A 21,727-nucleotide genomic window follows, 5' to 3' on the forward strand; every position below is an offset into this window, starting at 1 on the left:
GGAGGTGGGTGAGTAGGTGGATGAGTGGATGGGCAATTTAAATTCTCGATTATCTTCAAACCACCCTTCAGCCCAACCCATTCCCAGCATCGTTAACCCTGCCAGAGTTCCCTCACAATCTCCTGACCCAGGGTTTTTAGACTAGAGCGAGCCGCAGAAAAAGTCTTAAAGGGGATCAGGGCAATTCAGCGTTTTGCAATCTCACTGAGCGTAGTCAACAGATCCTTTGTGGTAAATGGTTTTGGCAGGAAGGCGAGAAAGTCTGCATCGATTACGTCTAGACACAGTTCGCTTGGGGATAGGCCGCTCATCGCTACAATTCGCACGTCAGGATTGATCTCTTTGAGCACACGAATGGCTAATGACCCATCCATTGACGGCATCATCATATCCACAATAACAAGATGAATGGTTTCGGGATGCTGGATATACAGCGAAATTGCTTCTACGCCATCACGAGCGACTAAGGTTTGATAGCCATGGGCTTCTAGCAAGGTTTGGGTGATTTCCCGAATGGCAGCTTCATCATCTACAACCAGGACCATTTCTCCATGTCCCCTAAGCAGGTCGCTCTCTTCCGGGTTCGGGGTTACGCTGGAGGCGATCGTAGGTAAAAAAATATTGAACTGGGTGCCCTGGTTGATCTCGCTGGAAACGGTGATAAACCCCCCGTGGCTTTTAACAATGCCAATTACGGTTGATAACCCTAGCCCTGTGCCCTTGCCGAATTCCTTTGTGGTAAAGAAGGGCTCAAAGATGCGATCTATCACCTCTTGCGGAATGCCTTCACCTGTATCGGCGACGGTCAACCGAATATAGCGACCTATTCTAGCTTCTGGGTGAGCCTGAGCAAATGCCGGATCAACCTCTAAGTTTTCAGCCGAGAGCTTGAGCTGTCCCCCATTTGGCATAGCATCTCGCGCATTGATACAGAGATTCATTAACACCTGATGCAGTTGAGTGAGATCTCCTGAAACTACCCCTAGATCTGGATCAATGTAGCTAGAGATGGTAATGGATTTGGGGAACGTTTCTTCCACGATCGGCTTGATTTCCCTAAGCAGCTGCTCTGCTTGAATCAGAGTATGCTCGCCTTCAATTCCTCGTACAAACAACATCACCTGACGTATCAAATCTGCACCGCGTTTTGTATTTGTTTCGAGTAGCTCCAGCCATCGTTGACTTTGTTCATCCTGATATTTCATTGCCAACAGTTGAACTGACATCAAAATTGGCGTCAGTACATTGTTCAGGTCATGGGCAATCCCGCTTGCTAAAGTACCCAGACTTTCCATACGCTGCGATCGCAAAAGCTGTCGTTCAAGCTGTTTGCGTTCGGTCACATCCTGGATCAGAACATAAGTTCCTCGAACTTCTTCTCCATCAACTTCTCCATCAATTTCTCCATCAAAATGAGGAACATAGGTAATTTCAAGATGATGTAACTTATTATGACGAGGCATCGTGTTTTCAAACATGACGGTTTGTCCCGACAGTGCCAGCGTCAGCTTTGGCAGCAATTCCTCATACAGGGCTTCGCCCATCAGGTCGCGCAAATGTTGATTTTCGAGTTCCTCGCGGGGAAGCTGAAACCACTCTTCATAGCCGCGATTGACAAAGCGATAGTAGTGGTCGCGATCGATATAAGAGATCATCACGGGTAGCGCATCGGTGATCAGCCGCAGGTGTGCCTCGCGCCGCCGTACCATTGCTTCTGCCTGGATGCGCTCCTGAATTTCCTGTTCGAGCCGAGCGTTTTGTTCCTGCACTTGGCAGGTGAGGTTTCGCAGGTTCAGGTGAAGCTGAATTCGAGCAAGCACCTCTTCTTGCTGAAAGGGTTTGGTGATGTAGTCTACCGCTCCCAGCTGTAGTCCTCTGACTTTATCCACAGTGTCTGAAAGGGCAGTCATGAAGATAATTGGTGTATCTTTCGTCGATGCCTGAGATTTCAAGATGCGGCAGGTTTCAAACCCATCCATTTCCGGCATTAAAATATCCAGCAGGATTAAGTCAGGTTTGGCATATTCCACCTTTTGCAGGGCGCTCTTGCCGCTTTGGGCAACCAGTACCTTAAACCCCGAATTTCGCAAAAAATCAAACAGGAGGTTCAGGTTAGTAGGAGTATCGTCAACAATTAGAATTGTCGCCGGTAGAATTGTCGCTGGCAGGCTTGTCGTTGGGGTGACAGTGTTCATAACTGTGCTCGATACTGACGAATAAGCTCTAAAATCTGCTGTTCTTCAAATCCTCGAACCAACTGAGCCAGGGGACGAGTCAGGCAAAGCCAGCGATCGTCCGTCTGTTCCAGGTTAGTGATGTGATCCATAATGCCTTGCAAGTCACCCTGCATCGCAAGGTCGAAGAGGGTATTCAGTTCAGCCTGGGCAGACGGCATTTTAAGGGCAGCGGGAATGCTAGCGGGAATGCCAGTGGAAATGCCATTGGGCGCATCAGGCACAATTTCCCCGAAGGAGGAACTGCTTCGCATCGTGCCTTTCATCGTGCCCTGAGGGGTTTCGACTTTCTGCAATGGCTCCTCGGACGGCTGACAAATCCACGCTAAATTCAAGTAAGTTTGCAGATGCTCTAGCAGGTCTACTTCGCGCACAGGCTTGGGGAGAAATCCATTACAGCCTGCCCGCCGACTGGTTTCCTGGTCAAAGTCCAGGGTGCTGGCAGAGACGGCAATAATCGCAATATCTTTGAGCGTTGGAGACGATCGTAGCTGCCGAATTGCCTCAAACCCGTCCATCACGGGCATCACCAGATCCATCAAAATGGCATCGGGGCGAAACTCGTGCGCCTTGTCCAGTCCGTCTTTTCCGTCTACTGCTTCCATTGTTTCAAATCCTAACGGTTGCAATAGTCCCAGCAGCACTGCGCGGTTTTCCCACTGGTTATCGACCACCAGAACCCTACGACGATCACCGTGGTAGCCCACAATAACAGGCGGAAGGACAGCGGACATCCCACTCTGGTCTGTAATTTCGGGAAGCACAATCTCAAACCAAAACTTGCTGCCCAGCCCGAACTGGCTTTTCACCTGAATTTCGCTGCCCATTAGCTGCACAAGTTGCCGGGTAATGGTTAGCCCCAGTCCGGTTCCCTCGGATTGTCGCCGATTTTCCCCAGCTTGCTGAAACGGTAGAAAAATCTGCTCTAGCTGCTCAGCCGAAATGCCGATCCCGGTATCCTCCACCTCAAACCGCAGCCGGGAAAGACCGGGTTGCAGGGCATGGTCAACGGGTTGAACCCGAAACGTAATCCATCCCCGCTCGGTAAACTTAATCGCATTGCCTAACAGATTCAGCAGAACCTGACGCAGCCGCTTTTCGTCTGCTCGTACAAAAGTAGGGAGTGGGGCAACGGGTTCATACAAAAAAGCAACATCTTGACGGGTGCGAACCTTAAACATCTGCACCAGATTTTCTAGAAATGTAGAAAAATGAAAGTCGTGCGGATGCAGTTCCATTTTTCGGGCTTCAATTTTCGATAAATCTAAAACGTCGTTAATCAGGGTTAGTAAATGCTCGCCGCTGTAGTGAATAATTTCTAGCCCGTTTCGCTGCTGTTCGGTCAAGTTTGTTGATTTTTTGAGGATCTGCGCGTAGCCGAGAATGCCGTTGAGGGGGGTTCGCAGCTCGTGGCTCATGTTGGCTAAAAACTCGCTTTTTGCCCGATTTGCCGCTTCTGCCATATCTTTTGCTTGCTGCGTTACGACATCCGCTTGCCAGCGTTCAGTGATATCGTCAATGACCCAGAGGCGACCAGGAACATGGCGCAAATTAATTGGTGTACTGGAAAGGCTTAAAACCTGAGGCTGAGGTTGGGTAAAAAACCATCGCCAGTCGCGAATTTCGATCTGAGGTTGGGTAAAAAATTGGGCTGCCTGCTGGGTGATGTCTTGCTGGTTGTCTGCCTTTAGCCGGAGGCTGGTCATAGCCTGGGCGATCGCCATTGGTTCTGCCATTCCCTGCGGTAATCCAAGCTGCATCGCTGCGATGTAGTTAAGCCAGCCCTGTTCGCCGCTTTCATCCACAAACACTACGCCCTGTGGAATGGTTTCTAAGATGGCACGCAGCCGCGCCTGCAAATTTTCGAGCCGCAGCGTCATATCCTGAAACCGCAGCAGGTTTCGCATTCCGCTTAGCAAAGACGCTAAAAACTGCTGAAGCTCCGACGAGAACTGAACCGATCGATACCAGAACAGCACGATCGCTCCCTGCCCCTGCCCTACTTCAGATAAAGGCAGCACTGCAACTGATTGAACGCCCTGTCCCACTAGCACCGCCGCCGCATTCGGTGTTGCCGGATAGTCGGTGTGATAAATACATTGATTTTGAGCAATTGCCTCGGCAAACAGCGCGGGCGTGGTCAGCCGATCGGGAAGCGCGTTGTCAGGCAGCGACACGAGTGCCTCCGCAGTCACATTATCAAGCTGACGCAGCACGATCGCCCCATCGGAGCAAGCAAAGGTTTTAAGCGTGGTGAGGGCAAAGGCAATTGTCTGCTCTGGACTGGCGGCGGTTTCTTGCTGGATCAGGCTTGCCAGGGTGATGCGGGTAGCCGTTTGCCATTCTCGCTTCAGCAAAGCGCGCCGCACAAAAGAACTCAGCAGCCCAGCGATTCCCACAGTCAGCAGTTGCCGGGTCATCATCTCATCCCAGCTTAGCAGCAGCAAAATTCCTTCCAGCGCGAGACTTGCCAGGACGATCGATCGCGTCGGAGGACGCAGCACAAACCCGGTAAAAATCACGGGAGCCAGCCACAGCACCGGAGCACAGCCGCTCAACACTTGCAGCCCCAGCAAAACCGTCGTCAAAGCCAGCAGCAAAGGTTCAAAGCTGGGCAGTCGCTCTGGATGGCAGTCTGGCATTGGAGGATGCTTGTGGCTCAGGAAACGGTTGCTCCATCGTTTTCCCATCAAGTAATCGCGCAGCAGAGTCAGGCGGCTAAACATTCTGAAATAGTTTGGGTCACGACCTCAGGCGCACTGATATGGGGAAAATGTCCCTGAGCATGGATGTTGATCAAGCGAGCGTGGGGAATATGTTGCGCCAAATATTCTCCGACCACTCGCGGCACAGCAATGTCATTGTTCGACTGTAGAATCGTAGTCGGCACTTTCAGCCGGGGCAATTCTGCCCGGTGGTCAGACTGAAAAATGACCCGCGCCACTGCCTGAGCAATATCAGGACGAATCGCAGACAGCGTATTGGCAAACTCGGTTGCCAGTTCAGGACGCTCGGGGTTGCCCATCGCGATCGGCGCAAAGCCACTGACCCAGGCATAGTAATTAGAAGACATTGCTTCGTACAGCGCATCCAGATCAGACTGCTCAAACCCGCCGATGTAGTGAGTGGCAGCATCATTCACATAGCGAGGCGATGCCCCAATAAAAAAGAGCTGGCTAAAGCGACTCGGATCAACCAGCGCAGCCAGCAAACTCACCATGCCGCTGACCGAGTGCCCCACAAGAATCACCTGCGATAGCTTTAACTCAGTACACAGCTCTAGCAGATCTTCCGCATAGCTATAAAGCGAACTATATCGGCGGGGGCTATAGGCAGCCATGTCCGAATTTCCTGCTCCCACATGGTCAAACAATACAATTCGGTAATCCGATTCAAATGCCGCAACTTGATGCCGCCACGCGGTCTGGTCTGAACCGAACCCATGAGCAAAAATGATGGTTTGCTTTCCCTGCCCCAGCATCTCAACATTATTTCGCTTCAATACACTGCTTAACATAACCATCGCCTGCACCAGATAAATTTCGTTGGCAGAGAGTAAAAGGACAAGCGAACGATCGCCACTGAAAAATTACCATTGATTTACAGCTGATTTACAGCGTTTCTCACCCAATAAAGGCACGAGGGTGCAGAGGCGATGCCACTTCTCGGTACTTAACTGGCATGAGAAGGGGGTATGAGGTTTTAAGAAGGGGTTTGAGGCGTATAAGGGGGTTCTAATTGCCCCCTAAATCTCCCATAAATGGAGGGCTTTAAGAGTAGGAGGCGGCTCGGTTCCCCCAAATCGTGGGGTTAGGGAGGGGGTTCCAGTCAGGAGCAGGACTTCTCAAACCTCTTCTATGTCAATCTTAGAAGGCAGCCCCGTGAATCAACCCAAACCAAACCAAACTTAATAGCACCCCCCGATCGCCCCATTCCTTTACCCTTTCATCTCCTCAGCCATCCCTTCTTCACCTACTCCACCCACACCTACTCCACCCACAACACTAACCCCTTCAGATACAGCCCCTCCGGGTGAAACAAATTCACTGGATGATCCGCAGGTTGCGTCAGATGGTGCAAAATTCGCACTGACCTGCCTGATTCGATCGCCGCTGCCAGAACTGCCCCCTGGAAATGATCGCGCTGCACGACTTGAGAACAGGAAAACGTCATCAGCACCCCGCCCGATCGCAGCCTGTTGAATGCTTGCAGATTGAGCCGCTTGTATGCCATTACTGCCTGATGTCGAGCAGACACGTTTTTGGCAAAAGCAGGCGGATCGAGCACAATCACGTCATACTGCCGATCGCAGGTTTTGAGAAAGACAAACACATCGTCGGTAAAGGCTTCGTGTGTGCCTTCGGGTGTGCCCGTTTGAAGCGGATTGAGGGCAACATTCTGTTTCGTGAGATCGATCGCCTTTGTGGAACTATCAACAGAATGCACGGTTGTGGCTCCGGCTTGCAGCGCGTAGACCGAGAATCCGCCCGAATAGCTAAAGGTGTTTAAGACCTGCTTCCCGGAAGCATAGCGGGTCAGCAGTTGGCGATGCTCGCGCTGGTCAAGGAAAAATCCAGTTTTTTGTCCGGTTTCCCAGTCCACCTGAAAGTGATGCCCGTATTCCCGCACCGGCTCGTCAGTTTTTTCGCCCAGCAGATATTCTGGCGTTGCGCCAAGCGATCGGGGCAGCACTGACGCACTTTTGTCATAAACGGCTCTCAGGCTTTCTCCATAAACCGCTTGCAGTCCAGCAAGAATACGCTGACGCTGCCCATACATCCCGATCGAGTATGCCTGGATCACCGCTGTGCCGTTGTACCAGTCCACAATCAGACCGGGTAGATTATCGCCTTCTGCATTAATTAATCGATAACAGTTAGTGGTTTCGCTCCCGGTTAAGCCGAGCTGCGAGCGAACCTGAACCGCCTGTTGAATGCGATTAGCAAACAGCTCATCCAGGTTAGTGACCGGATGAAAGGCAAGAATTTTAACGGCAATATTGCTGTCGTGATACAGCCCGGTTGCCAAATACTCGCCGCTGTCGCTGTACACTTCAACGATATCGCCGTCCTGTGCCTCGGCTTGCTTGATCGCCCCCGAAAAAATCCAGGGATGAAACCGCTTCACTGCGTCTTCCTTCGAGCGGCGCAAAATAACCCGCGAAAACTGAGGCATTGCCTGACCCTGCCTGTGAGCAACTTTTCCACTATAACGATCGAGCCAGAGGTCTGGGTCAAGATTCGGCTTACCAGCCTAGCGAACCTCTGCCTGTGGATCCCCCTGTTTCTGACCTGCTCGTATCAGCAGCCAGCCGATCGCGAACAGCACAACGCCAGAAGCTAAAAAGCCCAGATCCCACAGCAGCTCGTTCGGACCCGACCGCACATGGTGAATTTGCAGCAGATGGTGATCAATCACGCCTTCGACCAGGTTGAACAGTCCAAAGCCTGCCAGCATTGCCCCCAGCAGAACCCGCCCCGACCAGAAGCGATCGGCAGCACGTCCGGCACGCCACAGCAGATAAATCCCGGTTAGCGTCAGCCCATAATCGAGCAGGTGAAACAGCCCGTCGCCCAGCGTATTCAGCTCCAGTCCAGCAACAGTCATATCGGTTTCCACGCTGGAAAACATATGATGCCACTGCAAAAGCTGATGCAGAATAATGCCGTCAAAAAATCCGCCGATGCCCAAGCCCAGCACAACTCCGGCAATGATCAGGGGACGCGCCACCAAACGATCGATCGCCGCAGATTGCTGAACCGAGGAGGCGGAAGGAGGGTTAAGGGTCATGGCTACCTCATAAAATCCCTTGCTACAACCTGCCTTCGAGAATTGTGCCCTCTACGATCGCCTCATCCAGAATCGCATCCTTCAGGTTAGCGTCTTCTAGATTTGCGCCTTTCAGATTCGTTTTATCCAATTCGGCTTTCGTCAGGTTTGCCTGCTGCAGGTTGGCATAGTCTAGCTCTGCTCCCGTCAGGTCAGCTGCATACATTTCCGCTTCGCTCAAGTCTGCACCGGTCAGATCTGCGCCTTCCAGATTGGCACTGGTGAGGTCGGCTTGATCTAGAATCGCCCCTTCCAGATTCGCTCCGGTGAGCCGTGCCTCATCTAGCACTGCATCACTCAGATCCGCTTCTCGCAGGTCTGCTTCTCGTAGATCCGCTCCTTTTAGCGTGGCTCCGCTCAACACCGCTTGACTCAAGTTTGCGCCCCGCAGGTTTGCCCGATCGAGCATTGCGCCATGCAACACTGCACCGCTGAGGTTCACTCCTTCCAGACTTGCCTGACTCAGATCAGCAATGCTAAAGTCCCGTTCTCCTGCCTCGTATCGCCGCATCAGTTCTTCTGCATTCATTTCCGATCGCTCCGTATCCATCTCGCCAAGGTGTAATCAGGTGGAATCAGGTGTAATCACTGCGCTGGAATCACTGGCTGGAATCACTGCGCTGGAATTACTACGTTGGACGCATTGTGCTGGAATAATTAACCAGCCGTATTGTTACGCCGTATTGTTCAGCGTAATGAAACCCAGTTTGCAAAACGCCCCTCTAGAGGTACAGCTTGTCTTTATCCGTTTCTTCGCTCAAACCATTTCGTTTCGGCGGACTCAATCTAAATTTCAAGCTCCTGCTAAACCTCAAGCTCCTCAATCTCAAGATCGAGATACTGTTCAAATCGAAAAAACTGAAGCAGCTTTCCCAAGCCAGTTCCGTTATCAGTTGGCGTAATGGCTTCAACGCGCCGAACGGTCTCAGGAGTCAGGTATTTGAATATTTCATGCCTCAAAACTGGAATTGCTGCTTCTGGAAAGCCTTGCAGCTCTGGCTCGATACGCGCCAGCCGACTTTTTGCAAAATTCACCTGAAAGCGACAGCGACTTAATAAACGTTGCCGAATGTTTTGCGCCAAGGCTGGATTGGTTTCTTCGAGCTGATAGAGGGTGCCGTCTTGCAGGAGCGAAATCACGTCAGGATTTTCTTCCAAAAATAGCAGGCTGCCCTCCTGGTTATACACCTCGATGCCGTCCATTCCCAGCGCACCGATATCTGCCAGGGCAAGAATCCGAGTGACGATGGCCGGAGACTGCTGGGGGTCATAAAGCAACGGCTGATAAATCGCCTGCTCCTGAGAATCATAAGCGCAGATCGTGGCGTGGATTGCTTCTCGAATAATGGCAATATCGGTCTCGGTCAATCTGGCATGGCTGGAATTTTGCTGCTCTAGCTGCTGATTGGTCTGATGAATATAGGCGACAAGCTCCTCGATCGTGGCAATTTCGCTGACCCCGGGCGTTCGCCGCCGCGCCATGTGGCCTTGAGGATTGTGTTCAAAGAGCTGCACCATATCATGCGCCACCGCACACAGATTCAGCAATCGCCGCATTCGCTCCAGATCGATCGGTGTGGAATTGGCTGCGGCTTCCTGGGTTAAAGCCGGGTAAATTGCGTCAAAAATTTGGTGCGATCGTCGCTGAACGTTCCTGATGTGGGTTTCGGTATGGTAATAGAGCTTTTTTCGATCTGCTTCTTCAGCCAGCCGTTGCAGGGCAGCTTTTTCGATTTGAGCGATCGTTTCGGCAAAGGTTCGGGGAAGCTGAGACAGATCGTTCACAAATGGTAGGTTCAGCCGATCGTCTCCGTTCATAAAGCCTGCTTTACCCAGTGCAGATCGATTATCTACGGAAATCTCTTGGATTTCATACGTCTTGGGCAATAAGCGCAGCCGTTCACCCCGCTCAGCGCACGATTATTCCTGAAGTTTGCCAGCTTAAAAGGGGACATCGCCATCCGGGTCTGAATCCAGGGTTTCTAAAACAGGCTGTCCTCCAGGCAACGGTTCCTCCGGTAGGGCATTCACCGATTCGCCCTCGGTTTCATCATCCCAACACACAATTTGACCATTAAACATTTGAGCCAAACTTTTGGCAGCGCGAGTAACTTCATCTTCGGCAGTCCAGCTTGCAGCAGGTTCAACAAAATCACTGGCAGGCATCGCTGAAGCAGTAGGTAACGCCGTTTCAGAGGGGCGCACCGGCAGCCGAGACGGGTTAACTCCGTTGGGAGAACTGCTCTGAGTTGGCGGAACATTCGCTGATTCAAACGCCTTCGCAGGAGGAGATTCTTCTTTGACCTGGCGGGGAGCAGCAGGCGGAGCCGGAGGATACAGGGGGGTCGGCGGGGCAGGCATGGGGGCACTGGTCGCAGGCGTTATCTCGTTGCGCACCAGCACTTCCAGCGTCACTTTAATGGGCTGTGGATAGAGTTTTGCAAACGCAGCTTCGATGTTGGGCAGCCGATCTTTTGCCATCTTGAACAGATTTTGCGATCGTGCCCCAATCCGGGCTTCCTGTCCTGTGAAGTGAATGAGCTGGCACTGCTGCCGCAGCATGGTTTGCGTAGAAAAAGGCTGAACCAGACCCAGAACTTTTTCCCACAGTTCAGACCAGTCCTGCTGTGGCTCGATCGGGGGAGCAGGCGACCGATCAGGGGATTCTGGTTTGGGCGTTCCGTTGCTGGAGCCGATCGCCGTATGACCATTGCCGTTGCCATTACCATTGCCGTTGCCATTACCATTGCCGCTTGCTCCGGCTTGGGCTGCCGCAGGGTTACGGGTCGGAGTCGCGTTTTGCCGGGTTTCTTCGATCGCAGGTTGAGCAGGGCTGGCTTCAGGCGCAGGTTTTTGAACTGGCGGAGGCGCTCCTTCAGACGCAGGCTGAACAGGCGGAGCAACCGGACGAGGAGGCATCGTAATTTTGGGAACGGTCGTTGAACTTCCCAGATTGCCTGTAATATTGCCGATCGCCCCAGCGGGAAACCTGCTTTGCATTGCCGCAGGCAGTAGCCCGAGCAGCGTTACTTCCAACCACAGGCGTGGCTGCGTGGTGTTTTTCACCTGGGGTTCACAGGTGCGGAGATGCTGCTGTCCAGATAAAATCAGGCTCAGGTCGAGGGGCTGGACAAAGGCACACAGCTCTGCCCAAGTCTGCGGCGTGATTGCTACTAAGTCATGGCGATCGGGACTGGTTTTAGCAATCAGCATATCCCGATAAAAGCTGGTCAGATTTTGCAGCACCACCAGCGGTTCCCGACCCCGATCGAGCAATGCCCGCGACCGATCGAGCACTCCCACGCCATCATCTGCCGCCATTGCCTGCACCAGTGCCAGCAGCTCTCGTTCTGGAACCGCACCCACCAAATCCCAAACGCGATCGGCAGTAATTTCGCCTTCGAGCAAGCTCAACTGATCCAGCAAACTTTCAGCATCACGCAGCCCGCCCTGGGAAAGTTGCGCCACCAACTGAAGCGCTTCTGGGTTAATTTGAATCGATTCTTTAGCAGCGATCGATCTCAAATGGTTCACCATCGCGCCTAATTCAATCCGCCGAAAATCGAATCGCTGGCAGCGTGAAATAATCGTCGGTAAAACTCTTTGCGGATCGGTGGTGGCTAATACAAATACAACGCGATCGGGCGGTTCTTCTAAAGTCTTTAGTAAGGCGTTGAAGGATGCCGTCGACAACATGTGGCATTCGTCAATCACGTACACTTTGTAGCGACACTGAACCGGGGCAAACTGGGCGCGTTCGATTAACTCCCGAATGTTATCTACCCCTGTGTTGCTGGCGGCGTCAATCTCGATCACGTCCAGGGCAGAGCCGTTGGCGATCGATCGGCAAACTTCGCAGCGTCCGCAGGGTGTCTCAGTAGGCACATTGCTTTGCAGACAGTTGAGCGATTTTGCCAGAATCCTGGCACTCGATGTTTTTCCCGTTCCCCTGGCTCCGGTGAAGAGATAGGCAGGCGCGATTTTTTGCTGACGCAGGGCATAGGTCAATGTGGTGGCGATCGCCTCCTGTCCAACCAGTTCAGCAAAGGTTTGAGGACGATATTTATGATGAAGCGGCTCGTAGGGCAGGGGCGGGGTCGGGGTCGTCACCATGAGGGAGGGGGGTGAGGGAATGAGTGAATGGGTAGGGGAGGGACTGGGAGAGTCAAGATTTTAGCAAGTTTGGCTTGGGGTGAGCGGGAAATCTTGTGGTGAGATTCAGTCAACCAATGTTAAGGGAGTGCGTCAACTTCGGACGATCGCCCATTAAAAAAGAGATGATGGAAGTGAGCAAATGTTAGATCATTTATACTGCTGTCCATGACTTTAAAGTACGCCTATTTTCCGGGATGTGTGGCACAGGGCGCCTGTCGGGAACTTTACCAGTCCACTGGGGCACTGACCGAAGCCCTGGGAATCGAGCTGATCGAGCTTAAAAAAGCGTCCTGCTGTGGCTCTGGGACGTTTAAGGAAGACTCGCAGCTCATGGAGGACACCGTCAACGCCCGCAATATTGCCCTCGCCGAATCGCTCAACCTGCCCTTGCTCACTCATTGCAGTACCTGTCAGGGGGTGCTGGGTCACGTCGATGAGCGGCTGAAGGAGGCGAAGGAATCGGATACGGCTTATTTTGATAAGGTCAACGGTTTACTGAAAGACGAAGGCTGCTCTCCCTACAAAGGCACGTCTGAAGTGAAGCATCTGCTCTGGGCACTGGTGGGTGACTACGGGCTGGATGCCCTCTCGGAAAAAGTGACGCGCCAGCTCTCCGGCTTGAAGTGTGCGGCTTTCTACGGCTGCTACCTGCTGCGGGCACAAAAGCATTTGCCTTACGACGATCCCTACAATCCTCAGTCGATGGAGCGCGTGTTCGAGACGATCGGCGCAACGCCCATTTTCTATCGGGGCAGAACCCAGTGCTGTGGCTGGCCCCTTTCCAGCTATGCTCCGTCTCAGGCGTTTCAAATGGCAGGAAATCATATCCAGGACGCGATCGACTCTGGCGCAGACTGTATGGTGACGCCCTGTCCCTTGTGCCATCTAAACCTGGATTCGCGTCAGCCCGAAGTTGCGGATACGATCGGTCGCAAGCTCGGTTTGCCCGTGCTGCACTTGCCGCAGCTCATTGGCTTAGCGGTTGGCATCGAACCCAAGCGGCTCGGCTTAGAACGCCATGTGGTTTCGACTCGTCCGGTGCTGGAAAAGCTGGGGCTGTAATCACTGCCGGAAGTACAGATCCCATGACTTACTTCTGGAATTCAAAGTCCGCCATTTTTGGGGGATTTAGGGGGTAGTGTAGTCCCTCTCACACTCCCCAAATACCCTTTCAACAAACACCTCTAAGGAGTCGGTGGCACAACCAGCAGCACGGACTTGACCGATCGACCCACTGGGTTTCCTGCGTTATCCACAGAACCTAAGATCGTTTTGCCGTCATAGTACAGAGAAGACGATCCGCCTCCGTCCAGGTTCAATGCCTGTGTCACGCCCAGGGTTTTCATAAACTCCGCCAGTGCAGGCAGGGAAATGCCAGAGTTTGAGGGATTATTGGGCTGCTTTGCCACCATGACCAGCACCACGTCTCCCTGCTCGGTGAGTCCGATCGCCGATCGCGCATTGGGCTGACTGTAGCCGATCGCGTCTCGAATCACTGTCCCGTTTTCCACTGCCAGAAAGCCTTCTTGTTCCAGGGTGAGCGCGGGCAAAAGCTGCGGACCTGCCCCCAGCCCATCGATAAGCTGGCATCCAGCAGGGGTGGCTTCATTTTGCGGCGTGATTGCATAGCGCACTCCGTCCTCACACTGATAGCGGCGAAACTCCGATCGATTCAAAATCTTGTCCATATAGGGAGCCAGATTCGGGTTTTGCATCAGGCGATCGTTCAGTTTTGGATCGGCAACAAGCTGCCCCTGCTGCACTACATAGGAAGTGGAGAGCAAATTTTCCGGGTCAAAATATCCACCGTTGATTGCCCCAATCGCCCCACTAGACTTGACAAAGTTTTCGAGGGAATCTGCGCCCGACGCAACCCCCACTCGGACGATCGCTCCACTTCCGCTCGGAATCGTCAGCACATGAGCCGTTGCTTGGGGCAGCGTATAAGTTTCATAGCGAACTGTCTCTGCTGGATTAGGAGTAGGAGAAGCCATCTCACCAACAGATGGGTTGCCCGACGGATCGCCCGATGGATTAACGGAAAAAGCAGGCATTTGAGCAGTAGAGGCTGAGCGCGGGGGCGTTTGGGCCCGATGCGTTACCTGAAACAGCAGCACTTCCAGCCCCACAAGCAGTAGTCCAACAAGCCACCAACGTTTCACTGTTGCTCCTCAGGGATTTGAGTTGTCGAGTTTTTCTTCCCTGCCGTATTCTGCCTCAAATTTTTTCTTCAAGACAATCTTCTTAAAAGGAAGGGTGAAGGCAATTTCCAAGTCCTCAGTTAAAGTCCCCCCTTGAAGTCCCCAGTTATGGAGCATTGAGGGAGCATCTCAAAGACTTCTCAAATCGCTGCTTAGAGAACGCCCTGCCCAACTTAGATTGAGTCGATAAGATGCCTAACCCGACGAAAAATCGATCGTTTGAGACATGACGCGATAAATTACTCAGACAAGAAACAAAAATAAACCCAGACTATAGCAGCCTGGGTTTGATTTATTAAATGCCAGCGTATTTATACTGAGTTTCTCGCTGACGGCTTTATTTATCTATGTATTAATACTAGCCAGCAGCAGGGAGAAAGTCCATGACTTGTAATATCCCTTGATATTCTTTCGTACAATTATTTACAATTCCTCAGACAAGACATACGCAAGGCTGAGCTTTCATAAATTGATGCAAAGGTAATGATATAAACAAAGCGTTTGTTTGATAAGTGAGCACAGATTTTTGTGCTGTTCTGGGAACGAATCAGAGACGCTATTAAGGATAGGTTCTATGTCTCGTAAAATATCTCGGAAGACATAGCAGCTTGTAAGAATGCGTCAGCCCCCTTACTACGGTCTGCAACCTCAACTTCAGCACAAAACCTCTCCAATACAAAAAAACAGGTGAGCCTCGAAAGACCCACCCGTAGACAGCGTCAAGTATTTACCTCAAGCGTTTCCAGAAAACCCTGTTTCCCGATGCCTGCAAAAGTTTTGCTACGGCTGAGCAGCAGTTTGCTGAGGGTTAACACAGTTGAGCATTCGCAGGGTTGCCGCCGCCGCATAGTTTCGCTGAGCTGCGCTATTGGGCGAGAAGGCAGTGCCGCGCTCATTCACTGGAGAAGCTACATTACACACTGAGGACATCTGGCTGATCAGTCCGTTTGCCCAGTGACCGTTGGTATCGGAGAAGGCAGTCGCGGGACGGTTGCCCTGAAGCTGAGGCTGCTGACCTTGAAGCGACTTAGCATATTCACCTGCCCGACGCAGAACTGCCATTAGCTCTGCACGAGTCACAGGCTGAGCCGGTCGGAATGTGCCGTCTTCGTAGCCGCTGATCAGGTTGTTTTGCTTCGCAAACTGAATCCGGGCTGCGCTCCAGCGCGACGCTTCCACATCGGAATAAGGGTTGCCGCCTGCCTGAGCCGGAACGTTCAGATTCACGTTAGGTAGGCTATCGATCGCCCCCAACACCATTGAAACCAACTGCTCACGAGTCAACTCCGCCTGCGGGCGGAAGGTGCTGTCTTCAAAGCCAGAGATAAAGCCGACCTGAACGGCGCGATCGATCTCTGCCAGATAAATGTCGCCCACGGTATCGCGGAAGCGAGAAGTCGGTTGACCCGTGCCCGGATTCGGAGGCGTGACCACCGGAGCCGCTCCTGTACCGCCGCCAACTGCCCCGATCGTCGGCACGGCTGCACCTTCATAAGTAAGATAAACGTGGCCCAGCACGCTTTCGCCATACATCCGCTTGGTGAACCGCCAGCCCGAATTCAGGTTGATTTTGGCAAAGTTATTGGTGACGCCGTCAGTTTGCCCCAGCAGCAGCATTGGCTTAGAACGATCGCGCGACGCACCAACCAGCAGCATATCGTTATCTTTTTTCACGACGCGCAGGCTGTACTGCAAGCCCAGGTCTTCGCCATTCACTCGAATCGAGTAGCCGTTGCTGTCGGTGCTGCGTCCGCAAATTCCTGTGAAGTCAAACTGAACCAGCAGCGGATCAACGACCACCGGAGCTGCTCCCGATTCGCTCCAGCAAGGACGCGCACTAGAAACCTGTTCCAGTACCAAAAGCTGGTGGTTACTGCCGCCCTGAAGCGGAGCTGCAACCGCAACAAACTTACTTTGATCCACTTCTTTTTGCCCAAACTGTCCGGCGATCGAAGGAATGGCGGTTAATGCACTTGCAACAGCAGTGGTGGTGACAGCGGCAACGGCAGCAAGGCGACGAAAAGTAGACTTCATAGGAACACCTCGAAGACGAATGAATGAAAGACCGATGATGACAATTGCGATAGCAAAAAGGATTGGAATAAAAGGACCGTCTGGAACTAAAAAAATTGCAGTTTGAATCAGCCCTTTTCTACATTCTTCCGATTTCAACAAACTAGCTAAGGAATCAAAAGACGATCGCTTTAGCGGTAAATTCAGCTCACAAAATCAAAGACGGAAATCAAATCAAAAGTTCCCTAATTCTGTATCGAAAATGAGATGAACTATAGCCTGGAGGGAAATCTGAATTTCTGTTAAATCAGTCGAAGACGCAGAAAGATTTGGTTTGTTTCCTAATGCTTTTGCGATCGAATGATGGATCAGTAACTCATTGAGAAGAAATCAAGCTGATGATGGAGATTAGCAGAAAATTTAACCGCGTTCGTCCTCATCCGCTTGCCTTGACCTTCTTGCGATCGAAAATGTTCCAAAGGAATTGATTGTGAACTGGATTGTGAACTGGATTCTGAACCGAATCTGAACCGAACCGTCTTCTTGATTCCCCAATCTCGATCGCCTCTAAAAATCAGTGGCAGGATAGAGAAGGGACATGACTTGATCAAGACGCGATAAGACACTGTGACTGATCCTCAGACCTCCTATCATTCCACCGGGAACACTTCAGCCGGGAATCCTTCAGCCGCTAAAGCAAAAGACGAAGCGGGTTCGTATCGTGCGCCCACAGAAGCGTTGCAGGGCGTGGTGGAGCGGCTGACCTTTCACTCCGAGGAGACGGGCTATACCGTGGCGCGAATGAAGGTTCCCCGCACCAGTGAGCTGATTACGATCGTCGGCAGCTTTGCCAATATTCAGGCGGGGCAGACGCTTCAGCTTCAAGGCATTTGGCGCGATCATCCGAAGTTCGGGCAGCAGTTTCAGGTGATGCAGTATCGAGAAACCAAGCCTGCAACGCTAACGGGAATCGAGAAGTATTTGGGAAGTGGGCTGATCAAGGGCGTTGGACCCGTGACGGCAAAGCGGATCGTGGCTCACTTTGGCTTGGAGACGCTGGAAATTATCGAACATCAGATCGATCGCTTGGTGGAAGTGCCGGGAATTGCACTGAAGCGGGTCAAACTCATCCAGGCAGCCTGGGTCGAGCAAAAGTCGATTAAAGAAGTGATGCTGTTCCTGCAGGGGCACGGCGTTTCGACGACCTACGCAGTGAAGATCTTTAAGCAGTACGGCGATCGATCGATCGAGGTGGTGACAGAAAACCCCTATCAGCTTGCCAGCGACATTTACGGTATTGGCTTTGTCACGGCAGACACGATCGCCCGCAATCTGGGCATTCCTCCAGGTTCCACGTATCGCTATCGCAGTGGCATTTTGCACGTTTTGCGGGAAGCGGCGGACGAGGGTCACTGTTTTTTGCCGCAGGATGAATTGGTCGATCGCACGGTAAAGCGATTGGCAATTGCTGACCACCAGCCTGTTCCCGAAGAAATCGCGCCCCTGGTCGCGCAGTTGGCACAGGACGGCGAACTGGTGATTCAAGACAGTTTAGACCGGGGGTATTTGTGCTATTTGCCCACCTTTTACGGCGCTGAGTTTGGCTTAGCGGAGCGATCGCGGCGACTGCTGATCGAGCCGGTTCAGGTAGACCTGCCGCGTGTGCAGCGTTGGATCGATCGCTTTACCGAAAAAAACGGGCTTCAGCTCTCAGAGCAGCAGCGTCAGGCAGTCGAGATGGCAGCCCAGCAGCGCGTTCTGATTCTCACAGGCGGACCCGGAACCGGAAAGACCTTTTGCACGCGCACGATCGTCGCCCTCTGGAAAGCAATGGGAAAATCGATCGCCTTAGCATCTCCCACCGGACGCGCCGCCCAACGCCTGAGCGAAATGACCGGACAGGAAGCCAAAACGATTCACCGTTTGCTGGAGTTTGACCCATCGACAATGGGCTTCAAGCGCGATCGCGATAACCCGATTCCGGCAGAGGCGATCGTGGTGGATGAAGCGTCGATGCTCGATATCTTTCTGGCGAATTCGCTGATGAAGGCGATCGACCCAGAGGCGCAGGTGTTGCTGGTGGGCGATATTGATCAGTTGCCCAGCGTGGGTGCAGGCAATGTGCTGTCCGATCTGATTCATTCTGGCGAAATTCCCGTAGTGCGACTGACTCAGGTGTTCCGGCAGGCGCAAACCAGCCAGATTGTGATGAACGCCCACCGCATCAACCAGGGACAGATGCCGCAAGTCGAGCGAGTTTCCAATCAGCCGCGATCGGACTGTCTTTCGCTCAACGCACCTGAACCGCCAGACGGGGTGCAGGCAATCCGCGATTTGATTACCCACCTGATTCCCCCGCTTGGCTTTGAGCCCAAAGAGGTGCAGATCCTTAGCCCGATGACTCGCGGCGAAGTGGGAACTCGCAACCTGAATCAGGTCTTGCAGCAGCTCATCAACCCGCCCGGACTCGGCAAAGCAGAACTCACGCGCGGCGGCACAACGCTTCGAGTCGGCGATCGCATTATTCAGCAGGTCAACGACTACAACCGGGAAGTGTTTAACGGGGACTTGGGCGTGATTGAGGCGATCGATACCGATCAGCAGGAAGTGACGGTTTTGTTTGGCGATCGGCTCGTCAGCTATGATTACGCAGATTTGAATGAAATTGCTCTCGCCTTTGCCATCAGTATCCACAAATCTCAGGGCAGCGAATATCCGGTCGTGATCCTGCCCGTGTATATGCAGCACTATCTCTTGCTGTCGCGCAACTTGATCTACACCGGACTCACCCGCGCTCGGAAACTGGCGATCTTTGTTGGACCTCAAAAGGCGATCGGCTATGCGGTGCGGCAAGTAAAAGATCGAGAACGATATACGCTGCTGACGGAACGATTGCAGACGTAGGTGGGGAAGTGGGAAAATGAGGGGAAATTTGAGCAAGATTACGTTTTGGGTGGAGGCGGCTTTGCCGAAGCTTGAATAGAGCAGAATCTTGACAGAATCTATCGCGCTAGAGAAGATTTATTGCAATGGTTGCAACTGTTCCATCAAAATCGAAACCCTTGAACCGACGGATTTTTCTGACGCTCTGGCTTGCCGGAATTCTGGGCTCGATCGCTCTAATTCCCTATGCACTGACCCTTCAATCTGCTAATTTGGCAACGATTCAACTTCCGTTTTCGCTGCCTGTTGTCGTTGCGCTACAAATCGGACAATCCGCGATCGTGCTGGCAATTACGATCGCCGCAGGCTTATTCTTTGCCAATCGCATAGGGCTAGGGACACCCATCTTACGCGCTCTGCTTCAAGGAGAATCAGAAAGAGAGTCAGTGAGTGAGCGGGTCAAAGCGTTTGTGCTTCCGGCGATCGGTTGGGGCATTGTGGCATCGCTGGCGGTGTTGGGACTTGATGCGTTTGTGTTTGCGCCTGCTTTAGCTCAGCAATTGGGGCAGGCAAGCAGTCCTGTTGCAGCGGCGATTCAGCCTCCTGTATGGCAAGGGTTTCTTGCATCGTTCTACGGCGGCATTAACGAAGAAATTTATCTGCGGCTGTTTGTTCTTTCGTTGATTGCGTTCATTGGCAAGTTTATTGCTCATCGTGCCAATGGTCATCCGACGCGATCGATTTTGTGGATTGCGACGATCAGTGCAGCCATTCTGTTTGGCTTAGGACACCTGCCCGCAACCGCCGCGATTTTGCCGCTTACGCCGCTAGTGATTACACGAGCCATCTTGCTGAATGGATTAGCCGGGATTGGGTTTGGCTATCTCTACTTCACGTTTGGATTAGAGGCGGCGATGCTGTCTCACTTTGTTGCAGATATCGTTCTACACGGAATTGCGCCTCTGTTCCTGTAGAAATCGGCTTTACGCCATGGGCAATCTTCTCAGCTGGCTTGTGGAATGGTCGTCTTGCCCAAATTGGGCAGGCAAGATACCGAGCCCACACGCAATCTGTCGTCTGAGCTGTTAAATTGCAAACCGCTTTCACAAACCACCCTTTCAGCAGAGTTTATGGATCGTTGAGCGGCCAGGAATTGATATCATGCAGACGATCGCTATCTTGATTAAGCAGTGTTCAGTAAAATGATGAGAACAAACTGGCGAGGATATCGAATTGCAGCGTGGCTTGGAGAGCTTGTGCTGTTCATTGCAATTATTGCGGCGATCGCTCAGGGGCAGTGGAACAATGCGATCGCGCTGGCAGGATTCTGGATTGCGGCTCTGGTGTTTATTCTCACCGATGATAAGCTGCCGACCCTGTTTGATTTCCTGTTTGTGATTGCTGCCCTGTTGAATGCAGGCGGTTGGGTGTGGCGATTGTTTTATCAGCCTGGACCCTATGATGAAATTACCCATGCCTTCACTACCTTTGCGATTACGCTGGCACTGGGGTTTTTGGTGTATCGATCGATGCTGTCCGTGTTTCGCCAACATCCCTGGCTTTATGTGTTGACCGTTGCCAGTTTTGGAATTGCGATCGGTGCGATCTGGGAAATTATGGAATGGTCAGCCGGATTTATTTTTAATACTGAAGTGATTGGCGACGTGAACGATACGGTCACAGATTTAATTATGGATAGTTTAGGCGCAGGGTTTGCAGCAATGATTAGTCTTTGGGCACTGCGAGAACGCATCAGCCGACGATCGGTAAAGAGTTAGGCATCGGTTAGAAAAGGGAACCCCTGTAGGGCGGAGCGATGCTGATTCAAGCTATCCATTCAACCTGCGATGTTAGAGCTGAGATAAAAACGGGAAGAATTTGGCGATCGGGTCATTCCCTTCCACACCCTGCTGCTGTGCCCAAAACTCGCTGAGAAGGTGAATTTGCCGCAAGCCAACCACCAGATTCAGTCCGGGAATTGCAATCCACCAGACGGCGAGCGGTTTCTTCATGCCTGCATCCTGATAAATCCGGTTCACGGTGTGGTAGAGGCGAAACTGCACAATATAGATCCACGCAATGCCCAGCAGCGAAAACCAGCCAAACTCGCCCGACACATTGGGGTCAAACATTCGCAAGAGTTGAGGCACTGCCATCCCCAGCACAAACGGCAGCAAGCAAAGCGTTCCCGACCAGCCCGTGCCGTGGTAGCGACGCAGTTCTTCCTGAATAATCCACTTATAGGTAATAAAGCGTGTCGAACGTTTCCGTAAACGTTTGTTGGCAGGTTGGGCATTTGAAGCGTTGGGCACCCTTACGAGTCCGACCGTGTTGATAGATTTTGCTATGGTCGCAGAAGGGACAGCGTATAGCAGACACACTATCACGGCATTGCTTTTATTCTATCTATCC

General features: G+C 52.3%; 14 protein-coding genes and 1 pseudogene. 4 read left to right on the top strand and 11 right to left on the bottom strand.

Annotated elements, in window-relative coordinates; genetic code table 11:
- Positions 1-185 precede the first annotated feature (185 nt).
- The 8 genes from NDA02_RS07585 to NDA02_RS07620 all read right to left on the bottom strand — a co-directional run bounded on the left by NDA02_RS07585 (position 186) and on the right by NDA02_RS07620 (position 12,176).
- Entirely contained in the window at positions 186-2,195 is a 2,010-nt protein-coding gene (locus NDA02_RS07585; RefSeq protein ID WP_348247482.1) for a response regulator, read from the bottom strand.
- A complete protein-coding gene (locus NDA02_RS07590; RefSeq protein WP_348254739.1) occupies positions 2,192-4,960 on the bottom strand; it encodes an ATP-binding protein in 2,769 nt (922 codons plus the stop codon). The genes NDA02_RS07585 and NDA02_RS07590 overlap by 4 nt, the downstream gene beginning before the upstream one ends.
- Entirely contained in the window at positions 4,945-5,751 is an 807-nt protein-coding gene (locus NDA02_RS07595; RefSeq protein WP_190791252.1) for an alpha/beta hydrolase, read from the bottom strand. Before NDA02_RS07595 ends, NDA02_RS07590 begins: the two co-directional genes overlap by 16 nt.
- 470 nt (positions 5,752-6,221) lie before the next feature.
- The gene (locus NDA02_RS07600; protein ID WP_190791244.1) at positions 6,222-7,409 is read right to left on the bottom strand and encodes a class I SAM-dependent rRNA methyltransferase; all 1,188 of its coding nucleotides are present in this window, start codon (positions 7,407-7,409) and stop codon (positions 6,222-6,224) included.
- A gap of 78 nt (positions 7,410-7,487) precedes the next feature.
- Complete coding sequence (locus NDA02_RS07605) at positions 7,488-8,024, bottom strand: DUF2243 domain-containing protein (protein WP_190791243.1); 537 nt, start codon at positions 8,022-8,024, stop codon at positions 7,488-7,490.
- Between the two features lie 22 nt (positions 8,025-8,046).
- Positions 8,047-8,592 (bottom strand): pentapeptide repeat-containing protein, encoded by a 546-nt coding sequence (locus NDA02_RS07610; RefSeq protein WP_190791251.1) that lies wholly within the window; start codon positions 8,590-8,592, stop codon positions 8,047-8,049.
- Between the two features lie 275 nt (positions 8,593-8,867).
- On the bottom strand, positions 8,868-9,881 hold the full coding sequence (locus tag NDA02_RS07615) for a hypothetical protein (protein WP_190791250.1): 1,014 nt from the start codon (positions 9,879-9,881) through the stop codon (positions 8,868-8,870).
- A gap of 123 nt (positions 9,882-10,004) precedes the next feature.
- Positions 10,005-12,176, bottom strand: coding sequence for a DNA polymerase III subunit gamma/tau (locus NDA02_RS07620; RefSeq protein WP_242067246.1), 2,172 nt, complete (start codon positions 12,174-12,176; stop codon positions 10,005-10,007).
- A gap of 198 nt (positions 12,177-12,374) precedes the next feature.
- Here NDA02_RS07620 and NDA02_RS07625 point away from each other — a divergent pair, with 198 nt between their 5' ends.
- Positions 12,375-13,280 (top strand): heterodisulfide reductase-related iron-sulfur binding cluster, encoded by a 906-nt coding sequence (locus NDA02_RS07625; RefSeq protein ID WP_190791248.1) that lies wholly within the window; start codon positions 12,375-12,377, stop codon positions 13,278-13,280.
- Between the two features lie 122 nt (positions 13,281-13,402).
- On the opposite strand, the gene NDA02_RS07630 is transcribed toward NDA02_RS07625, so the two are convergent.
- Together NDA02_RS07630 and NDA02_RS07635 are read right to left on the bottom strand one after the other, a co-directional pair.
- The gene (locus tag NDA02_RS07630) at positions 13,403-14,380 is read right to left on the bottom strand and encodes a phosphodiester glycosidase family protein (protein WP_347277848.1); all 978 of its coding nucleotides are present in this window, start codon (positions 14,378-14,380) and stop codon (positions 13,403-13,405) included.
- Positions 14,381-15,199: 819 nt separating this feature from the next.
- Positions 15,200-16,453, bottom strand: coding sequence for a DUF3747 domain-containing protein (locus NDA02_RS07635; protein WP_190791241.1), 1,254 nt, complete (start codon positions 16,451-16,453; stop codon positions 15,200-15,202).
- A 726-nt stretch (positions 16,454-17,179) separates the two neighbouring features.
- On the opposite strand from NDA02_RS07635, the gene NDA02_RS07640 reads away from it, so the two are divergent.
- The 3 genes from NDA02_RS07640 to NDA02_RS07650 all read left to right on the top strand — a co-directional run bounded on the left by NDA02_RS07640 (position 17,180) and on the right by NDA02_RS07650 (position 21,093).
- A complete protein-coding gene (locus NDA02_RS07640; protein WP_347277849.1) occupies positions 17,180-19,336 on the top strand; it encodes an ATP-dependent RecD-like DNA helicase in 2,157 nt (718 codons plus the stop codon).
- 125 nt (positions 19,337-19,461) lie between these two features.
- Positions 19,462-20,289 (top strand): CPBP family glutamic-type intramembrane protease, encoded by an 828-nt coding sequence (locus NDA02_RS07645; RefSeq protein WP_190791240.1) that lies wholly within the window; start codon positions 19,462-19,464, stop codon positions 20,287-20,289.
- Between the two features lie 228 nt (positions 20,290-20,517).
- Entirely contained in the window at positions 20,518-21,093 is a 576-nt protein-coding gene (locus NDA02_RS07650; RefSeq protein WP_190791239.1) for a hypothetical protein, read from the top strand.
- A 466-nt stretch (positions 21,094-21,559) separates the two neighbouring features.
- Here the strand turns inward: NDA02_RS07650 and NDA02_RS07655 are convergent.
- Positions 21,560-21,694: pseudogene (locus NDA02_RS07655) on the bottom strand (IS1 family transposase); the annotation flags it as partial.
- Positions 21,695-21,727: the final 33 nt, after the last annotated feature.

This window comes from Leptolyngbya sp. ST-U4, from assembly GCF_039962215.1.
Classification (GTDB): domain Bacteria; phylum Cyanobacteriota; class Cyanobacteriia; order Elainellales; family Elainellaceae; genus Leptolyngbya_A.